Here is an 18,702-nt window from a genome sequence, read left to right as displayed (position 1 = left end):
GTTAATGCAGGGTATCGGAGATGATCCGCGCCCCGGGAACGGGCCCGTGGACGGACAAGGCCGTATGGCCCAGGTGTCCGAGTTCTTCGGCCAGTTCGCGGGCGGCGGCGGGACTGTGCGCCAGCAGCGCCACGGTGGGTCCGGAACCGGAAACAAAGCCGGCCAGGGCGCCTTTGGACTCACCGAGCCCGATGGTGTCCCGCAGCTGCGGGGCGAGCTCGATCGAGGCGCGCTGGAGGTCGTTGACCAGCACTCGGCTCAGCGCTTCGGGATCGCCTCCGCGCAGGGCCTGCAGGATCTTGGCGTCCACCTCGCTCGGTTCGGCCGTGTCTACGCCTTCGGCGTCACGCAGGCGGTCCAGGGTCCGGAAGACCTCCGGCGTGGAGAGTCCGTAGTCGGCGCAGACCAGCACCCAGTCCATCTGTGCCTTCGCCAGTGCCGGGGAGAGCTTGTCCCCCACGCCCAGCCCGACGGCGGTGCCGCCCAGCAGCGAGAACGGCACGTCCGCGCCGAGCTCGGCCGCCAGGTGGGCCAGTTCCTCGCGGGACAGGCCGCTGTTCCAGAGGGCGTCGCAAGCCAGCAGGGTTGCCGCGGCGTCGGCGGAGCCGCCGCCCATGCCGCCGGCCACCGGCACCCGCTTGGTGATTTCCAGGTGCACGCCGGTGGCGTTCTCGGAGACCTCGGCCATGATCGCGGCCGCCTTGTGCGCAAGGTTCCGTTCGTCCAGCGGGATGTCGACGCCGTCGAGCTCCAGCGTGCTGTCCGGGCTGATGCTGATGGTGATGCCCGGCGTCTGGGTGCTGGTGGCGGCCACTTCCTCGTAGAGGGAAACGGCCAGGTACACGCTGGCCACTGAATGGTAGCCGTCCGGGCGCAGCGGGCCCACCTTCAGGGAGACGTTGACCTTGCCGGGCGCGCGGACCTTCACGGTGCGCGGCACGAAGCGGGCCTGGTTTCCGGCGACGGCGCGGCTCATGCGACCTGCGGGTGGCGTGCCTCGGCGATCCGGATGAAGGCGCCGATATCCAGCACTTCGCCGCGCGCCGTCGGGTCCACGCCTGCGGCCACGAGGCAGCGTTCGGCCTCCGCGGCGCTTCCCGCCCAGCCGGCCAGGGCGGCGCGGAGGGTCTTGCGGCGCTGGGCGAACGCGGCGTCGATGACGGCGAACACCTGCTTGCGGGTGGCGTGCGTGGTGTGGGGTTCCTGGCGGGTGAAGGCCACGAGCCCTGAGTGGATCTTGGGGGCAGGCCAGAACACATTCATGCCGATTACCCCGGCCTTGCGCATGTGCCCGTACCAGGCGGCCTTGACCGATGGGACGCCGTAGATCTTGGACCCCGGAGTTGCCGCGAGCCGGTCCGCCACCTCGTCCTGCACCATGACTAGTCCGTGGCGCAGGCTCGGGAAGTGCTCCAGCAGGTGCAGCACCACGGGCACGGCGACGTTGTAGGGCAGGTTGGCCACCAGAGCCGTGGGCTGGACGGGAAGCTCGGTGACCTTCATGGCGTCCGAAAGCACGAGGTGGAAGTCGTCAGCGGCGTCGGGGCGCCATGCGCGCACTGTCTCCGGCAGCTTGGCCGCCAGCACCGGATCGATTTCGACCGCCACGACTTCCTTGGCGGCGTCGAGCAGGCCCAACGTCAGCGAGCCCAGGCCGGGGCCGACCTCGAGGACGGTTTCTTCCGGGTCCACGCCGGCGGCGGCGACGATGCGGCGGATGGTGTTGCCGTCGATGACGAAGTTCTGGCCCAGCGTCTTGGTGGGGCGGACACCGATTTCCTCGGCGAGCCGTCGGATGTCGGCGGCTCCCAGGAGCGGCGCGACGGCGGCAGGTTCGGAATTCGCTTCAGTCACCTAGGTATCCTATCGCCCGCCCGGTGCCCGAAGTTCCGGCGGGGCCACGTACGGCGAAGGCCGGGCCCGGAAAATCCGGACCCGGCCTTCATAGTCGCTTTGGTGCTGCCGTCAGGCTGCCCAGCCGCAGCCCCACGGGGAAAGGCCGCGCTGCGCGTAGACACGGTTGGCGATGTCGATCTGCTGGGCCTTGCTGGCCAGGCTGGCGTTGGGGGCGTAGGCGCCGCCGCCGGAGCCGAGCCAGGTCTGGATATCGAACTGGAGGCCGCCGTAGTAGCCGTTGCCCGTGTTGATGGCCCAGTTTCCGCCGGATTCACACTGGGCAATGCGGTCCCACATGGCTTCGTTCGGGGCGCCGGTGGGCCCACTGGAGGTCGCGGGGGCCGGGCGTTCCTTGGTGCCCACGGTGACTTTCTCGGCCACGGGCTTGAGGGTCACGGTGGAGGAGAGCAGCGTGCGGGAGGCTTCGCGGCCGTCGACCAGGACCAGCTTGAACTTCTTGTTGAGCTGGCCGAGGACACCTTCCTGGGTGACCTTTTCCTCGTCGCTGTACATCGAGGAGCTCTTGGTGGTGACGGTCTCGAAGGGGACGTTCTCGGTGACGGTGGCCGTCTTGGAGAGGTCCACGCGGGACACCTTGATCACCATGTTCTTGATGACCGGGGCCTGGCGGGGCTGGGAAACGCGGTCATTCGCGCCCAGCACGACGCCGGCGTCCTTCAGGACGGTGGCGACGTCGGCCGCCGTCGTGGTCTTGACGGAGCTCTTGCCGTCCGCGATCAGCGTGACCTTCTTGGGGGTCGAGATCGAGACGACGGAGCCGGAGACGGCCAACTGCATGTCCTTGTCCGCGGAGACGGCCGAGGAGCTTGCCACGCCGAGTTCGGTGATGAGGCCGCCGACGTTCGGGGAGGTCGTGTTGACGGTCCGCTGGGTGCCGTCGAGTGTGACCGAGACCGACTTGGCCAGGTTCACGTTGATGATGGAGCCGTTCTGCACCGAAGCATCCAGCGCCGGGCTGACCCGGTCCGCCGGCTTGAGCTCGACCTTGGCAGCCTTGACCACCTGGTCAACCGTGCCGCCGAAGGTCTGGATGGAGCTCACCTTTCCGTCGACATTAAGGGTGACTGTCTTGTTGTTGCCCGTGAAGGCGACAACCCCGAGCACCAGCGCCGAAAGCACCAGCAGCTGCGCAGCGACTTTGGGAAAGCTGAACTTGCCGTCCGTGGTGAAGAACTTGACCATAATTGCCCGTAACTGTTGGACCATCCGGGCACGGGGAATAGCGCACTTGCCCTCCTGCCGCGGTCCTGGCCCAAGCGCGCAGGCGCAAGGGAATCCCGCGGCGGAGCACGTGCGCCGCCACTACCGATCTACGTGAAAATTTCCTGTACGAACGGAGCTTTCGTATCCGCTGGCCTTCCCCGACCCCGGCTACTGGTTACCCACTGTAACCGAAGCGTTATAAATCGACCAAGAAATTGTGCATACCGCGTATGCATCTCCAGCCTGTCCGAAGCCGCGTTAGTCCCAGGATCCGTAGGCCGCGAGCGTGTTGTCGGCCAGTTGTCCGCACAGCCCGGCGAGGTCTTTTTCCGCAACGTCGGCCATGGCCCGCACGGTGTACGGGACCATGTAGCTGGCATTGGGCCGGCCGCGGTGGGGGTGCGGGGTGAGGAATGGCGAGTCGGTTTCCACCAGCATGAGTTCCGGCTCGGAAATCAGCAGTGCTTCGCGGAGGTTCTCTGCATTCTTGAAGGTGAATGTGCCCGCGAAGGACATGTACCAGCCGTTCTGGTTGCAGATGCGGGCCAGCTCGGCTCCGCCGGAGAAGCAGTGGAAGACGACCTTCTCCGGGGCGCCTTCCTCGCGCAGTACCTGGACGACGTCGTCGTGGGCGTCCCGGTCGTGGATCTGCAGCGTCAGCCCGAGCCGCTTGGCGATGTCGATGTGCCGCCGGAAGGAATAGCGCTGGTGGGCCAGCCCGTCCCCGTGGGTACGGAAGAAGTCCAGCCCCGTTTCGCCGATAGCCCGCACCCGCGGGTGCCCGGCCAGCTCCTCGATCTCGGCGAGCGCGCTCTCCAGTTCGCCGCGGCCCGCGTAGCCCGGGGCGTCATTGGGATGGATGGCGACCGCGCCCAGCAGTCGCCGGTCCGCTTCCACGGCTTGCACAGTGAAGCGGGAAGACTCCAGGTCGCAGCCCACCTGCACCGCCCCTTGGACGCCGACGGCGGCCGCCGCATCCAGCGCGTCCGCCACCGATACCTCCAGCAGGCCGTGCCGGAAGTCGAGGTGCGTATGGTTGTCCATCACCGGAACGGGCAACGGCTCCGGCGCGGGCGGGTACTCCTTGCGGGCCCGTTTGCTTGAGGTTTCTTCGGCGTCGCCGGCGGCATCTTCCGGAGCGCGGTAGGAAAGCGGTGGAAGGGAATTGCACATGCGTCAACCCTAACGGCCTGCGGTCCTGAGATTGGCCGCGGACCTGGCCCTGTCTGCAGCGGGCACCGTCTGGGTAGTCTTGGTAGCAGGGGGTGGAGCATCCCGTCGGGCCGTGGGCCTGCGGGGTTCCGTCATGGTTGAAGGGTTGTCCATGGATTCACAGCATCAGAGCGCGGTCCGGCACCAGGGAATCGTCCATATGGAGGATGTTCCGGCCGAACCGGGATCGTCCAACGGCCACCGGCACGCCGCCATGCCCGCCGCGGAATTCCACGCCGCCAGCGAGAAGATCCTGGCTGCCATCAACCAGGTGATCGATGGCAAGGCAGAAGCCGCAAAGCTCGCCCTCACCGTCCTCCTCGCCCAGGGCCACCTGCTGGTTGAAGACGTTCCCGGCGTCGGGAAGACCATGCTCGCCAAGACCCTCGCCCGGAGCATCGACTGCGGCGTCAGCAGGATCCAGTTCACCCCCGACCTGCTGCCCTCGGACGTGACCGGGGTGTCCATCTACAACCAGTCCTCCCGGCAGTTCGAGTTCCGCAAGGGCGCGGTGTTCGCCAACATCGTCATCGGCGACGAGATCAACCGCGCCTCCGCGAAGACGCAGTCCGCCCTGCTGGAATGCATGGAGGAACACCAGGTCACGGTGGACGGCCAGTCCTACAAGATGGCCGAACCGTTCATGGTGGTCGCCACCCAGAACCCAATCGAGATGGAGGGGACATACCCCCTCCCCGAAGCGCAGCGTGACCGGTTCATGGCCCGGATCTCCATGGGCTACCCGGACCAGGCCTCGGAGATCGAGATGCTGGAGACCCACCAGGCCGTCTCCCCGCTGGCGAAGGTCACCCCGGTGGTGACTGCGGCCGACGTCGCCGCCATGATCACTGCGGTGCAGCAGGTGTATGTTTCCCAGGCCGTCAAGGAATACACCGTTGCGATCGGGCACGCCACCCGGGACAGCGCCCGCCTCCGGCTCGGGGCCAGCCCGCGCTCGCTGCTGCAGTTGCTGCGGGCCGCCAAGGCCACCGCTGCCTTGGAAGGCAGGGATTTCGTGCTCCCGGACGACGTCGTTGCGGTGGCCGAGCCGGTGCTTGCCCACCGCATCATCCTGGAGCGGAAGGCCGCCGGCGCGGGCGACACCCCGCAGAGCGTCATCCGCGCCATCCTGTCGTCCTTGCCGATCAGCCGGGACGCCGCGGCCGACACCCGCCGCGGGCCCATGCCGTCCGGGTTCCCTGACCGAGCGCAGCGAGGTCAGGGAGACGGCAGGGACTAGGAGCCTCCCGTGGCCGCGCTGGAGTTGCTCCCGAAGCACCTGTTCACCACCCGGGGCTGGGGCCTGCTGGCCGCCGGCACGGCTTCCCTGCTGCTCGCCCAGATCATGGGCCGCCGCGACCTGCTGGCACTGGGCATCCTGCTCATCGTGCTGCCGCTTGTTTCGCTGGCCGGAGTGCGTGTGCTCAAGCCGCGGTTCCAGGTGTTCAGGGATTTCACGCCCCCCACGGTGGAGACCTCCTCGACAGCGACCGTCCGCCTGGCGGTGGCGCGCACCGGCAGTTCGAACACGCCGGTGATAATGCAGGAGCAGTTGCCGCCGCGCTTCGGCGAACCCCCGGCGTTCCGCTTCCCCGCCCGCTCCGCGAGCGGCGGCACCAGCCGCTACGAATACCACCTGCGCTCGGGCAGGCGCGGCCAGTTCAAGATCGGCCCGGTGACCGCCGAGTTCTGCGATCCCTTCGGCTTGTCCCTGCACCGGCACACCATCGACGACGGCGAGCTGCTCACGGTGACGCCGGCCGCCGTCGAACTCCCCGCGACCGGGCTCGCCGGCGCGCGCGGCAACGACGGCGTCACAGCCACGCGGATCAGGGCCAATCCGAGCGACGACGACGTCATGACCCGCGAATACCGGCATGGCGACCCGATGCGCCGGGTCCACTGGGCAGCAACGGCGCACCACGGCGAGCTGATGGTCCGGCAGGAGGAATCGGTTACCACCCCCGAGGCCACCATCATCATGGATCACCGCTACTCCTCCTTCGCCACCGGGCCGGGGTCCCGTTTCCCGGCAGGCCACGATGACTCCTTCGAACTGCTCAGCAGCGACAGCTTCGAATGGGCCGTGACCGCGGCGATGTCCATCAGCGCGCACCTCGCCGAACGCAACTACTCGCTGCGGTTCCTGGACGCATCCGGCAACCCGGCATTCCGCGGCTCCCATTCGGCCCCGTTCCCCGACACCGAGGAGTACAGCGGCTCCAGCGGGCTGCAGTCCATCAGCGAAAGCCTGGCCGCCATCCAACTGGACGGCCCGCGCCACCTGCACGGCGAGGTCAAGCGGGGCGACACCCGGAACGGCGAAAGCGGAAGTCCCGACGGCGGCGAGGCACCGTTCGATGACCGCCTCATGGACAAGCTCGCGGCACACCGCCTCCGCGGCCCGGTGCTTGCCCTGCTCGGTTCGCTGGGCGAGGCCGAAGCGAGGGCCCTCGCACCGGCCGCCGGTTACGGCGCCAACGCCTTCGCGTTGCTGGTCACCGAGCATCCGCGCAGCGTCCAGCCTGCCGTGGATGCGCTCCGGCTGGGCGGCTGGCGAGCCCTCGCCGTCAATCCACGGACGCAACTGGCCGCGGCCTGGTCAGCGTTCGACCAGGGGGAAATCATCGCGGCGGCGACTGCGGCGATGGACGTCCGGCGCGGAGCGGCGGTGCCGCGATGAGTGCCGCGATGAGTGCCGCGGTGAGCGGACAGCGCGGCGGTGCCTATCCCTGGGCCGTGGCCGGTGCCATCGCCACCGCGGTCATCGGCGTCTCCCTGTCCCTCAACGGGGTCCTCAGGGGCTGGGCGTGGCTGGTCCCGGTCGTCGTCACCGTCGTCGTCGTGGTCCTCGCGATGGCGCTGCTGCGGGCGTTCCGGGCGCCGGCAGCACTCGTGACCCTGGGCGGCCTCGCAGCCCTCACGTTCATCCTGTGCAGCACTTTCCTCAGGAAGGAGAGCATCGCCGGCTTCATCCCCGGCCCCGCAAGCGTGAAGCAGGCCTTCGTCCTGTTCGACCGGGCCGGCGAAACGGTCTATGCCGAGACAGCGCCTGTGGCCCCGAACACCGGAATCGTGCTGCTGAGCTGCCTCTGCCTGGGCCTCGTGGTGATCCTGGTCGATACCCTCGCCGTTCCGCTGGCGATGCCTGCCACCTCGGGCCTTGGCCTGCTCGCGGTGCTCGTGGTCCCGGCCACGATCAAACCCCAGGGTGCGGGGCTGGCCGGTTTCGCGGTGGCAGCGGCCGGCTTCATCCTGATCCTTGGCTGCGCCCAACGCTTCGCTCCGGACGACCGGCTCCAGTCCGGCGCCGGCCTGGGGCAAGGCCAGTTCCGGCGCTCCGTGGTGCTCGGCGGGGCCGCACTCGCCGTGGGCCTGGTCCTTCCTTTGGCCGTCCCGGGTTTCGACCAGGGCACGTTCCCCGTCGGGTCCCGCTTGAACCCCTGGGGGCCGTCGAACGGCTTGAATCCGATGATCACCCTCGGCAACAGCCTGCGCACCCCCACCGGGGACGGCCGGATCACCTACGCAACGAGCTCAAGTTCACCGGTCTACCTGCGTTCGGTCACGATCGACCGCTTCGAAGGCGAAAGCTGGGCGCCCGATGACAGGGCCTCCAGCCGCCGGCTCGGCACCGGGCAGATTGTTCCCGGATACCGGCTCCCGGAAGACCTCGTCCGTGAACAGACCGTCATCGACACCGGCCAGTTCACCAGCCCGTATCTGCCGGTCCCGTACACGCCGGCTGCGGTCAATGGGCTCAACGGCCGCTGGTCCTGGGATCCGCTGACCCTGAGCATTCGGGGCGAGGACTCCACCTCACGGAACCAGCACTACACGGTCGTCTCGGTTTTCCCGCAGATCACGGCTGGAGCCCTGAGCCGGGCGGGAACAGCCTCCCCGGGCCCCGGCGAGCTTCCGGGCGAATTCACCCAGGTCCCGGGCAACCTTCCGGAGATCGTCCGGACCACCGCCGGCACGCTAACCGCGGGCATCCGGAACAACTTCGCCAAGGCCCTGGCCATCCAGAGGTACCTGCGGTCGGCCGAGTTCACGTACTCCCTGCAGGCCCCGGTCCAGGGCGGCTACGACGGCAACGGCCTGTCCGTGCTGGCCGATTTCCTCCAGCAAAAGAGCGGCTACTGCGTGCACTTTGCCTCCGCGATGGCCGTCATGGCCAGGGTTTCGGGCATCCCCAGCAGGATCGCAGTCGGTTACGCGCCAGGGCATCCCACCGGGAACTCCATCGCCGTAGGCGAGCGCGAGCCGCTGACAGAATTCGCGGTGGATGCCCGGGACGCGCACGCCTGGCCGGAGCTCTATTTCGAGGGGCTTGGCTGGGTGCCGTTCGAGCCGACACCTTCCCGGGGTTCCGTTCCGGACTATGCTGCCGACGCCGTGATCCCGGGCGGCAGCGGCAGCAACCTGGACGAGGATGCCATCCCGATCCCGAACCAGACACCCCAGCCCAACAGCAGCGCCCTTCCGCCCGCTCCGCTGCCGGGCGCCGGTACAGGGGCCGGGGCCGGAATCCCGCAGGCTGTCTTTGTCCTGGCGGGCGTGCTGCTTGCGGCGGCATTGCTGGCCTCGCCGCGCCTGCTCCGGGCTGGCATCCGGGCCCGCCGCCTTAGGGAATTCCGCCCGGCAGCCCAGGCGGCTGCCGCCGTATCGCCCGCACTGGCCTGGGAAGAACTGCAGGACCTGGCCCGCGACTACGGCCATGTCCCGCAGGCCAGCCAAACGCCCCGGCATTTTGCCGCCGGGCTGCAGGAGTCCCTTCCTTCCGCACACGCCGACGACGCCGGCATGCGGGCAGTGCGTGCCCTCACCGGCGATTTCGAACGGCACCGTTACGGTCGCCCCTCGGACGGCGGCACCCCCGGCGCCGGGTCCCGGCTCACTGCCGAGCGGCTGGCCGAGGTCCGGGCAATGCTGCGACGCGGAGGGTCATGGCTGGTGCGCTTGCGCGCCGACTGGTTCCCGCCGTCGTTGTTGTCCCGCTGGTTCCGGACGGTTTCCGCCCCGTTCCGCTGGATCGGCCGCAGTGCCGTGCACGCGGGCAGCCGGGCCTGGAGCGCCTGCCGGAAGGCCGTCCGGCGGCTGCGGCGCGGCAACTGAACGGCGGGAGCACGAACGGAAAGGGCCCGGCTCCGGATTGTTCCGGAACCGGGCCCTCGCCTGTTTGTTGTGTGGAGGCTGCTGCTAGCCGGCGTACGGGTCGGCGATGCCGATGTACTGGGTGGTGGTGTACTCGGCGATGCCCTCGGCGCCGCCTTCACGGCCCAGGCCGGACTGCTTCACGCCGCCGAACGGTGCCGCGGCGTTCGAGATGACACCGGCGTTGAAGCCGACCATGCCGAACTCGATCTGCTCGGCCACGCGGAACATGCGGGCGTAGTCGCGGGTGTAGAGGTAGGACGCCAGGCCGTACTCGCTCGCGTTGGCCAGCTTGATGGCCTGCTCTTCGGTGGCGAAGGTGGTCACGGGGGCCACCGGTCCGAAGATCTCGGAGCCGAGGATGTCGGCGTCGTTCGGAACGTTTGCGAGGACCGTTGGCGCGTAGAAGTAGCCGTCGCCCTCGACCGGACCGCCGCCGGTGGCGACAGTGGCACCCTGGGCCACGGCAGCGGTGACCAATGCGTGGACGTCGTCGCGGGCACCGGAGTCGATCAGCGGACCCACCTTGGACGTGTCTTCGGTTCCGCGGCCCGTGGTCAGGGCACCCATGGCGGCAGCGAACTTCGCGGTGAATTCCGCGGCCACGGACTCGTGGACCAGGAAGCGGTTGGCAGCGGTGCAGGCCTCGCCCATGTTGCGCATCTTGGCGGCCATGGCGCCTTCGACGGCCTTGTCCAGGTCGGCGTCCTCGAAGACGATGAACGGTGCGTTGCCGCCCAGTTCCATGGAGGTGCGCAGGACGTTGTTGGCGGCGTCGGCGATCAGGCGCTTGCCCACGGGGGTGGAACCGGTGAAGGAGACCTTGCGGAGGCGGGAGTCCTTCATGATCGGGCCGGAGATGGAAGAGGCGCTGGAGGAGGACACCACGTTGACAACACCGGCGGGCACGCCGGCTTCGGCCAGGGTTGCCACGAACAGTTGGGTGGTCAGCGGGGTGAACTTGGCGGGCTTGATCACCATGGTGCACCCGGCGGCGATGGCCGGAGCGACCTTGCGGGTGGCCATGGCGAGCGGGAAGTTCCACGGGGTGATCAGGAGGCAGGGGCCCACCGGCTTGCGCTGGACAAGGATCTTGTTCTTGCCCTCGGGGGTGGTGAGGTAGCGGCCGTAGTCGCGCACGGTTTCTTCGGAGAACCAGCGGAGGAACTCGGCCCCGTAGGTGACCTCGCCGCGGGCCTCGGCCAGCGGCTTGCCCATTTCGAGGGTCATAAGGAGGGCGAAGTCCTCGGCGCGTTCGGTGACGAGTTCGAAGGCGCGGCGGAGGATCTCGGCGCGCTCGCGCGGCGCGGTGCGGGCCCAGCCGGCCTGCGCGGCGTCGGCGGCATCGAGGGCGGCGAGGGCGTCCTCGCTGGTGCCGTCGGCGATGCTCAGGAGGACTTTGCCGGTGGCCGGGTCCTCGACATCGAAGGTCTGGCCGGTGGAGGCGGCGCGCCACTCACCGTTGATGAACAGACCGGTGGGAACCTTGGCGAGCAGCTCGGCTTCGCGATCGGCGGTGACAGTCACAGTGACTCCTTCGTCAGGTGGTGGATTGTAGAAATGCACCAACCCATGGTGTTACGTGGGTCGCAGTATTGCGGGATTAACAGCCACGGTACTGCTGGAATCAAAAGAGTGTCTACGCCTTCGCGCACTGCTCCCGGCACCGGTCTCTGTGCACTTGCACAGCCGGTTCCGGGGCCGTGCGGGCACAGTCCCTACCGCGCCGCGAGCACGGCAGAGTACAGTTCCCGCTTGCTGACGCGGGCCTCCTCGGCGACGGCGGCAACTGCCTCCTTCAGCCGGATTCCCTGCGCCACCAGCTCGTTGACGGCGGCCACGTGGTCCTCCGGAGTGCCGGGCGCCTGCTCGGGTGCGCCGTCCACCACTACGGCGATTTCACCGCGGACCTCGCTGTTTTCCGCCCACTCCAGCAGTTCATGGACGGTGCCACGGAGGACTTCCTCATAGGTCTTGGTCAGTTCGCGGCACACGGCGACCCTGCGCTCCCCGCCGAAGCGGTCATGGAGCGCCCGGAGCATGGCTTCGAGCCGGTGCGGGGCTTCAAAGAACACCATGGTGCGGCGTTCGGCGTCGAGCTCCGCCAAGCGGGAGCTGCGCTCCCCCGCCTTGCGCGGCAGGAAGCCTTCGAAGCAGAAGCGGTCGGTGGGCAGGCCGGAGAGGGCGAGGGCCGTCAGCACCGCGGACGGACCGGGCACGGCGGTGACGAACAGTCCCGCTGCCACGGCTGCCTCGACCAGCCGGAAGCCGGGGTCGGAGACGGCGGGCATGCCGGCGTCGCTCACCATCAGGATGGTCTTGCCCGCCTGGACCTGTTCCAGGAGGTCTGCGGTCTTGGTGGCCTCATTGTGCTCGTGGTAGCTGATGACACGGCCCGAGACCTCGATGCCCAAGGCGTGCACCAGCCGGTGAAGCCGGCGGGTGTCCTCGGCGGCGATGACGTGTGCGGTCTGGAGGAGTTCCACCAGGCGGCTTGAGGCGTCACCGACGTTGCCGATCGGCGTGGCCGCGAGCACGATCCTGCCGCCACCCGGAATGACGGGCAGGAGATCGCGGCTCAGGGCGTCTTCCGCTGCGGTTTCCTGCGGGGTCTCCGGGTCGGAATCGACGACGTCGGCCTGGGGCTGCGCTTCTTCACTCACCTGACCAAGCCTAGCCCCCAACGCTGCCCAGGAAATCGCTCCGCATGCCCGGGAACCTCGACTGCGCGGGAACCGTGGCTAATCCGCAGGGAAGGCGCGGACAATCTCCGCAGGGAACGCCCCTAGCAGGGCCCTGCGCAATTCCTTACTCCTCTTCCACTCGGAGACGTCGACCTCTGTGCTCCGGCCGCGGAGGTCGATCAGGCAGACACAGCCACAGCTGCGGTCCCCTACCAGTGCGACGTCCGCCAGTGCGATCGCTTTGGTCTTGTTGCCGCTCCGCTTCAGTACGCGATCCGGGCTGAGCCAGAGGGTGTCCTCGGATCCCTTGGTCCGCCAGGTTCTGTGCCCGTTGGATTCGGCAGTTTCCGTGTTCTGCCAGATCCGGGAGCGGTCAAAGGCCAACCCGTGAGCTGCGGCGTGCTTCCTGCGGGGCTTCGCAAACCCGGCGACGGCGACCATGAGGCTGTCCATGCTCCCTACGAGAGATGCCGTGAGCCCCTTCGCCGTCAAAGACTCCAGGTGCTGGACGGCGGCTTCCAAGGTGGGCGTGCTCCGTCCACGCAGCCCGTCCACGGCCAACTGGTCAAGGTGCCAATCCGGGACGGAACGTCCGTACTCCAAGCCAGCGATCCGGGCTTTCCGCGCGCAGGCCAAGGCTTCCTCACTGAATCCGTCCCGTGCCACTTCGCGCAGTGCAGCAACGCCCGAGTCGAAGGCCGCGATGATGTTCGACGACGTCGGATCGAGGATGAGGTCAAGTTGAGTATTGTCCTCATCCACCGTCGTCTGGAAGTCGACAGCCCAGTAGATCAGTCCACGGTCGTGGCCGAGCCGACGGTGCAACTCGTAGCGAAGCGCTTCGGCTAGCAGAGGGGCATCCACAGCGGGGACAAGCAAAGACAGCGCCACGCCGTCCTTCGTGGAAACGATCAGCGTCGGTTCGGTGACGAGCGGGGCGGCCACCGTTCGCTCCGGGACCCTGCCCGACGGCAACCGGACCTCCAAAGAGCCGGGGATCCGGCCGGAGAATGTCAAGGCTGCGTTGTCCGCAACGAGCCACTGTCCGGCCCATGCAAGCAGCTCGGGCCTGGTCAGGCTCAGTGTCGCCGGTACCCCGAAATGGGCGGCTCCGAGGTCGGTAGTTCCGAAGCGGTTGCACATCAGACCGCTCGAGACGGCACGGAACTTGTTCGGGTCCTCGGCCTCGATGATGGCCTTCTCCAGGACGATGTCCTCATCGGACACCCCGGGGAACCCAAGAACTGCGTCCGCGATGGTGTTCAGGAACTCCCCGACGTCGGCCGGCTCTCCCCTTGCCCAGAACTCCACCGAATCCGTGTCCGTAGCGGCGCCATGCAGCACGGTCATCGGCCGGATGGAGCGGAGCAGCAGATGCTCCACAAGATGGGTGATGCCGGCCAGGGCTGCAGGCTCATCACGCATTCCGACGCCGAAATGCAGCGTGCCGAGGCACGGCCCTTCCCCGTCGAGCGAATACGTCGGGATGCCGTTATGGATACCTGTCTGTACCTTCTGCGTCATGACGGACAGTCTCCCAGAAAGCGCCCGGCTTCCACGCCGGGCACACGCGCTGCGCCCACAGCCGGCGGCGGTAGCATGGGGCAGGTGACCGAGACCTCCGTGCGCCCTGCCTCCCCAAGTTGGCTGGTGCGGCCGGCCGGAGCGTTCACGGCCGCCGCTCTCCGGGCCAGGCTGATCGGCGGGATCCAAAGCTGGCGGGACTATCCGCCGTCGTTGCGTCTGTGGTTCTGGCTGATTCCCACCATCACCGCGGTGATCGCCGGAATCCTGCGTTTCGTCCGGCTGGACAACCCGCACAGCCTGGTGTTCGACGAAACCTATTACGTCAAGGACGCCTACTCCTACCTGCTGAGTGGCTACGAGCGGAACTGGCCGCAAAAGGCCAACGACTCCTTCAAGGCCGGGCACCCGGTCCTGCCGCTGGACACCCCCGAGTACGTGGTGCATCCGCCCGTCGGTAAATGGATGATCGCCTGGGGCATGGGTCTCTTCGGCCCGGACAACCCTTTCGGCTGGCGCTTTGCCGCGGCCCTGACGGGAACCCTGTCCGTCTTCCTGGTCTCGCTTATCGCGCTGAAGCTTTTCCGTTCGCACGTGCTGGGCGGGGTGGCCGGCCTGCTGCTCGCCATCGACGGCCACCATCTGGTCATGTCCCGCACGGCGATCCTCGACATCTTCCTGATGTTCTGGATCCTCGCGGCGTTCGGCGCCCTGCTGATGGACCGCGACGACGGGCGGCGCCGGCTGGCAGCGCGCCTCGCCGCGGCCTACCGGGACGGCCCGCCGGCGGCGACCGCCCTGGTGGCCGGACCCTTCCTTGGCATGCGGTGGTGGCGGCTCGTGGCCGGCGTCTGCCTCGGCCTGGCGGTGGGCGTGAAATGGTCGGCGCTGGCCTTCGCAGCCGTGTTCGGCCTGCTGACGGTCCTCTGGGACATGAACGCGCGCCGGATCGCCGGGATCCGCAGCTGGGCCAGCGCCGCGGTCCTGAAGGACGGCGTCCCGGCATTCTTCAGCATGATCCCGGTGGCGGCGGCCGTGTACCTCGCCACCTGGACTGGTTGGTTCCTCTCCAAGGACGCCTACTTCCGCGGCTGGGCGGAGAAGCAGCCGGCCTCGGCTTGGGACTGGATTCCGGCGCCGCTCCGCTCCCTGGCGCACTACCACTTGGAGGCGTACAAGTTCCATCAAGGCCTTGGCGCGGACCATCCGTACGAATCGAGCCCGTGGAGCTGGTTGGTGATGGGCCGGCCCACGTCCTTCTTCTACGAGTCCCCCAAACTGGGCAGCGCAGGCTGCGAGCTCCCCACATGCACCACAGCGGTCCTTTCCGTGGGCAATCCGGTGATCTGGTGGGGTGCGACGGTCGCCCTGGCAGTGCTGTTGTTCTGGTGGGCCGGGCGCCGCGACTGGCGGGCGGGCGCCATTCTCGCCGGAGTCGCCGCAGGCTACTTGCCGTGGTTCATGTACCCCGAGCGGACCATGTTCTTCTTCTACGCCCTGTCCTTCGAGCCATTCCTCATCCTCGCCCTGGCATACGGGCTGGGCCGGATCCTGGGCAGACCGGGCGCCCCGCAATGGCGGAGGCTGTCCGGCCTCTACCTCGTGGCGCTGGTAGTGGTCCTTGCCGTGCTGGTTTCCGCGTACTTCTACCCGGTCTGGACGGCCGAAACCATCAGCTACCAGGAATGGCGGATGCGCATGTGGATGCCGTCCTGGATCTAGCGTTAAGCAATTGATCCCGCAGATCCGGTGGCTTCAGTTGCTCCGAAGCCACCGGATCTGCAGGATCACTCCTGCTTTGCCCGTCCCGGTTGACGGGACCGCTTTAGCGGGTTTCGCTAGGCTTTGGCCCCGCCGGCGACCGCGTCGCCCCCGTTTGCCTCGGCGTCGTCGGCGTCTTCCCCTTCCGTACCCGTTTCGCTTGCCGGCCCCTTCCGCGGCGGCAGGCCGCGGCGCCGCCGCGTGGGCCAGGTGAGGATCAGCGTCAACAGGGCCGCCAGGAAGACCAGCCCGGCGATGGCGATGCCGGCGTCCATCCAGAACTGTCCCGGGAACAGGCGGATCAGGGTGTCGTCAAGGGAGAAGGTCCACGTCCCGTTGGCGAAGAAGATCCTGTGGAATTCGGTGAAGAACTGCTGCCAGCCGAGGACCCCGAGGGTGCCCAGTGCCAGGATGACCACCAGTGTTGCGATGGACCCGGCAAAGAGGCCACGGCGGATGCCGCCCGTGCTGCGCTTGCGCAGGTACAGCATTCCGATAATGCCGATGACTACCATCAGCGCGGCAGCCCCGAACGCCGAAAGCATGACAAGCTTCACGTCAGCCATGTGCGCGACTTCGCTGTCCTTGAACAGTTTCGTGCCGTCTTCGTGGAGCAGGTCGCCGAGATACCGCGGCCCTGCCCAGTTGCTGAGGTAGTCCACGGCATAGGAGCCGTAGCTCATCCGGTCATCGGTGCTGAAGCCGTATCCGTCGCCCGGGAATCCCGGACGGTTGTACTCCACCCAGAGGAAGAGCGGGCTGGTCACGGCCCTGATGGCCAGGACCAGCAGCACCACCGGATAAAACACTGCCAGGAGCACCTGGAAAATGCGGGGCGTCACCGGCTTGGCGTTGGCGGCGAGTTCGCGTTCAGCGTTCCGGCGTGCAACTTCCGCTTCCGGCGGCCGGACCTGGAGGGCCGACGTCGGAAGGGGCTCGGCGAAAAGTGACGGTTCCGGCGTAGCTCCGGCAGCCTCGGCGGCTTTGCGGTCGGCGCGGCTCTCAGGCTGCTTTGCCGGCCTGGCTGCATCCGACTTGGCGGCACCGGACTTGGCCGCAGCCGCGGGTTTGGCGGGTTCCGCGGAATCAGCGGGCGAAGCGGACGGCACCTTCTCAGGCGCTGCCTTGGCGGCGGCCGGCTTCATCCACTCGAAAGCCGGCTCGCCGTCGTCGAATTCCACGTCCGGCTCACTGGGGTTCGGGGTTTTGTCACTCACGTCGCGTCACTTCCGTAGGGTTCGCATGCCGGCGTAAAACAGGTCACCGGCAATAATCTCTGTATTCGAGCCTACCGTCAGCCTCGGTACCGGAGCGATGAGCCACCCCGGCAAGCGCCGGAATCCCCCGCGCGCGTCAGGCGGCGATCGCCCGGTATCCGGCGTCCTTGCTGTCGAGGTCGCCGGTCGAGCCGGCGCGGAATGCCCTTCCGCCCAGCACCAAGGTGTACCCCCAGTAAGCGGCGAGGACCAGTGCACCGATCAGGAGTTTTGCCCAGACTGGCAAAGGGCTGGGCGTCACGAAGGCTTCAACCAGCCCGGAGACGAACAGCACGAGCACCAGCCCGAGGGCAACGGTGATCAAGGAGCGGCCTTCATCGGCCACGGCCTGCATGCGCCGCCGCGGGCCGGGTGACACCATGGCCCAGAAAATCTTCAGACCGGCAGCGGAGGCGATGAAGACCGCGGTGAGCTCCATGAGTCCGTGCGGCAGGATGTAGCTGAAGAACACGTCCAGCTTGCCCGTGGCGGCGAAGACCCCGGCGGCGATGCCCACTCCCTGGGCGTTGGCCACAAGCATCATGGGCACCCAGAACCCCGTGATTCCCAAGGCGACGGCCTGCGCCCCGATCCAGGCGTTGTTGGTCCACACCGCGCCGGCGAAGGAGGCTGCGGGGTTTTCCGAGTAGTAGTCGATGAACTTCTCGTCCACGTACTGCTTCAGCTGCGCGTTGCTCCCGAGCGAACGAAGTGCCTCGGGGGACGTCCCGATCCACAAGGCATATGCGGCACCGACAAGGCAGAAGAAAACCCCGCACCACAGGGTCATCCACCGGAGGCGGTAGAACGCAGCCGGCAGGGACACCACAAAGAACCCGGCCAGGTCCTCCATGAAGTTCGAACGGGCCCCGGTAAAGCGGGTCCGTGCCTGGGCCAGCGCCGCGGACAAGGATGCCGACAACGCCCCTTCCGGCGCCACCGAGCGGATGAGCGACAGATGCGAGGACGCCGCCTGGTACAGCTTCAGGAGTTCATCGGCTTCGTCGCCGCTGAGGCGCCGCTGGTGCGCCAGATCGTGAAGGCGCGCCCATTTGGCTGAGTGCACCGCGGAAAAGGCGTCGATATCCACGGCACTACCCTAACCCCCGGCCGCCTCTGACGGGGGCCTAAACTCTGATGACAAGCAATCACAGTTGGGGGCATCCGTGAGTTCCATCATTACCGGCGAAGCAGTGGTCCTTGAACTCAGGCCGGCATCGTTCGCGGCCCGCGCGCTCGGGCTGATACTGGACCTGCTGGTGTATTTCGTGCTCCTGATGTGCGTGATGCTTCTCATTGGCAGCCTGGTCCCGGACCTGGACGAAGCAGCCGGGCGCGCGATGTTGCTCTCCAGCGTCGTGTTGTGCCTGGTGATCGTCCCGGTCGCTGTCGAGACCCTGAGCCGCGGCCGCTCCGTGGGCAAGCTCGCCGTCGGGCTGCGGATCGTCCGCGACGACGGCGGGTCCATCCGCTTCCGGCACGCGGTGATCCGGGGGCTGATCGGCTTCCTCGAAATCTTCCTGACCTTCGGCGGCCTGGCCGTGGGGGTCGCCCTCTTCAACGACAAGTCGAAGAGGCTCGGCGACATCGTGGCTGGAACCTACGCGCTCCGCCAGCGCGTGCAGCAGGAAGTGAAGGTCTTCGCCTTCGCGCCGCCTTATCTGCAGGGATGGGTGGCCCTCGCCGACATCGGCCGGATCCCCGACGCGGCAGCCCGGCGGGCCAACCAGTTCGTGCAGCAGGCACCCAGGATGGCTCCGGCGTCGCGCATCAATATGGCCGTTTCCCTCGCGTCGGAACTGTCAGCGCACGTGGCTCCCCCGCCTCCGCCGGGAACGCTCCCGGAAGACTATCTGTGGGCGGTGCTGGGCGAGCGCCGGAACCGGGAATTGAAAAGGCTCGCGCGCGCCGAGGAACGCAGCCGGACCATAGGCGAACGGCTGGCCCGGACCCCGTTCAGCGACTGAAGCAAGGCGGCCCCTGACGGT

The 18,702-nt window shown here is 67.8% G+C and carries 14 protein-coding genes; 5 read left to right on the top strand and 9 right to left on the bottom strand.

Features of this window, described 5'->3' with window-relative positions; all coding sequences use genetic code 11:
• Position 1 precedes the first annotated feature (1 nt).
• The 4 genes from ACZ9CK_RS04730 to ACZ9CK_RS04715 form a co-directional block, all read right to left on the bottom strand.
• On the bottom strand, positions 2–976 hold the full coding sequence (locus tag ACZ9CK_RS04730) for a 4-(cytidine 5'-diphospho)-2-C-methyl-D-erythritol kinase (RefSeq protein WP_476049376.1): 975 nt from the start codon (positions 974–976) through the stop codon (positions 2–4).
• Entirely contained in the window at positions 973–1,854 is an 882-nt protein-coding gene (gene rsmA / locus ACZ9CK_RS04725) for a 16S rRNA (adenine(1518)-N(6)/adenine(1519)-N(6))-dimethyltransferase RsmA (RefSeq protein ID WP_426302588.1), read from the bottom strand. Before rsmA ends, ACZ9CK_RS04730 begins: the two co-directional genes overlap by 4 nt.
• A gap of 111 nt (positions 1,855–1,965) precedes the next feature.
• Positions 1,966–3,099, bottom strand: a complete 1,134-nt coding sequence (locus tag ACZ9CK_RS04720) for a transglycosylase family protein (RefSeq protein ID WP_426302587.1) — start codon at positions 3,097–3,099, stop codon at positions 1,966–1,968.
• Positions 3,100–3,378: 279 nt separating this feature from the next.
• Positions 3,379–4,293: a TatD family hydrolase gene (locus tag ACZ9CK_RS04715; protein WP_476049375.1), complete on the bottom strand. Its 915-nt coding sequence runs from the start codon at positions 4,291–4,293 to the stop codon at positions 3,379–3,381.
• 199 nt (positions 4,294–4,492) lie between these two features.
• Between ACZ9CK_RS04715 and ACZ9CK_RS04710 the strand changes: the two genes are divergently transcribed.
• From ACZ9CK_RS04710 to ACZ9CK_RS04700, 3 genes are read left to right on the top strand one after another with little or no spacing between them, the layout of a single operon-like run.
• The gene (locus ACZ9CK_RS04710; RefSeq protein ID WP_476050856.1) at positions 4,493–5,572 is read left to right on the top strand and encodes an AAA family ATPase; all 1,080 of its coding nucleotides are present in this window, start codon (positions 4,493–4,495) and stop codon (positions 5,570–5,572) included.
• A 9-nt stretch (positions 5,573–5,581) separates the two neighbouring features.
• Positions 5,582–7,015: a DUF58 domain-containing protein gene (locus ACZ9CK_RS04705; protein ID WP_476049374.1), complete on the top strand. Its 1,434-nt coding sequence runs from the start codon at positions 5,582–5,584 to the stop codon at positions 7,013–7,015.
• Positions 7,016–7,035: 20 nt separating this feature from the next.
• Positions 7,036–9,450: a transglutaminase TgpA family protein gene (locus ACZ9CK_RS04700; RefSeq protein ID WP_476049373.1), complete on the top strand. Its 2,415-nt coding sequence runs from the start codon at positions 7,036–7,038 to the stop codon at positions 9,448–9,450.
• 84 nt (positions 9,451–9,534) lie between these two features.
• On the opposite strand, the gene ACZ9CK_RS04695 is transcribed toward ACZ9CK_RS04700, so the two are convergent.
• The 3 genes from ACZ9CK_RS04695 to ACZ9CK_RS04685 all read right to left on the bottom strand — a co-directional run bounded on the left by ACZ9CK_RS04695 (position 9,535) and on the right by ACZ9CK_RS04685 (position 13,697).
• Positions 9,535–11,016, bottom strand: a complete 1,482-nt coding sequence (locus ACZ9CK_RS04695) for an NAD-dependent succinate-semialdehyde dehydrogenase (RefSeq protein WP_426302583.1) — start codon at positions 11,014–11,016, stop codon at positions 9,535–9,537.
• Positions 11,017–11,207: 191 nt separating this feature from the next.
• Positions 11,208–12,071, bottom strand: a complete 864-nt coding sequence (rsmI, locus tag ACZ9CK_RS04690) for a 16S rRNA (cytidine(1402)-2'-O)-methyltransferase (protein WP_426303403.1) — start codon at positions 12,069–12,071, stop codon at positions 11,208–11,210.
• Positions 12,072–12,230: 159 nt separating this feature from the next.
• Complete coding sequence (locus tag ACZ9CK_RS04685) at positions 12,231–13,697, bottom strand: M16 family metallopeptidase (RefSeq protein WP_476049372.1); 1,467 nt, start codon at positions 13,695–13,697, stop codon at positions 12,231–12,233.
• Between the two features lie 75 nt (positions 13,698–13,772).
• Between ACZ9CK_RS04685 and ACZ9CK_RS04680 the strand changes: the two genes are divergently transcribed.
• Positions 13,773–15,419: a dolichyl-phosphate-mannose--protein mannosyltransferase gene (locus ACZ9CK_RS04680; protein WP_426302581.1), complete on the top strand. Its 1,647-nt coding sequence runs from the start codon at positions 13,773–13,775 to the stop codon at positions 15,417–15,419.
• A gap of 116 nt (positions 15,420–15,535) precedes the next feature.
• Here the strand turns inward: ACZ9CK_RS04680 and ACZ9CK_RS04675 are convergent, their stop codons facing one another.
• Positions 15,536–16,675, bottom strand: coding sequence for a TIGR01906 family membrane protein (locus ACZ9CK_RS04675; RefSeq protein ID WP_426302580.1), 1,140 nt, complete (start codon positions 16,673–16,675; stop codon positions 15,536–15,538).
• Between the two features lie 136 nt (positions 16,676–16,811).
• Positions 16,812–17,804: a stage II sporulation protein M gene (locus ACZ9CK_RS04670; protein WP_426302579.1), complete on the bottom strand. Its 993-nt coding sequence runs from the start codon at positions 17,802–17,804 to the stop codon at positions 16,812–16,814.
• Positions 17,805–17,880: 76 nt separating this feature from the next.
• Between ACZ9CK_RS04670 and ACZ9CK_RS04665 the strand changes: the two genes are divergently transcribed.
• Complete coding sequence (locus ACZ9CK_RS04665) at positions 17,881–18,681, top strand: RDD family protein (RefSeq protein ID WP_476049371.1); 801 nt, start codon at positions 17,881–17,883, stop codon at positions 18,679–18,681.
• Positions 18,682–18,702 lie beyond the last annotated feature (21 nt).

This window comes from Arthrobacter sp. TE26545 (assembly GCF_056279005.1).
Note: the sequence above shows the minus strand (reverse complement) of the source record. Positions and strands in the feature narration are given on the sequence as shown.

Coding starts and splice junctions, on each gene's coding strand:
- ACZ9CK_RS04730 (WP_476049376.1), bottom strand. CDS start 976: ATGAGCCGCGCCGTCGCCGGAAACCAGGCCCGCTTCGTGCCGCGCACC.
- ACZ9CK_RS04720 (WP_426302587.1), bottom strand. CDS start 3,099: ATGGTCAAGTTCTTCACCACGGACGGCAAGTTCAGCTTTCCCAAAGTC.
- ACZ9CK_RS04715 (WP_476049375.1), bottom strand. CDS start 4,293: ATGTGCAATTCCCTTCCACCGCTTTCCTACCGCGCTCCGGAAGATGCC.
- ACZ9CK_RS04710 (WP_476050856.1), top strand. CDS start 4,493: ATGGAGGATGTTCCGGCCGAACCGGGATCGTCCAACGGCCACCGGCAC.
- ACZ9CK_RS04685 (WP_476049372.1), bottom strand. CDS start 13,697: ATGACGCAGAAGGTACAGACAGGTATCCATAACGGCATCCCGACGTAT.
- ACZ9CK_RS04680 (WP_426302581.1), top strand. CDS start 13,773: ATGGGGCAGGTGACCGAGACCTCCGTGCGCCCTGCCTCCCCAAGTTGG.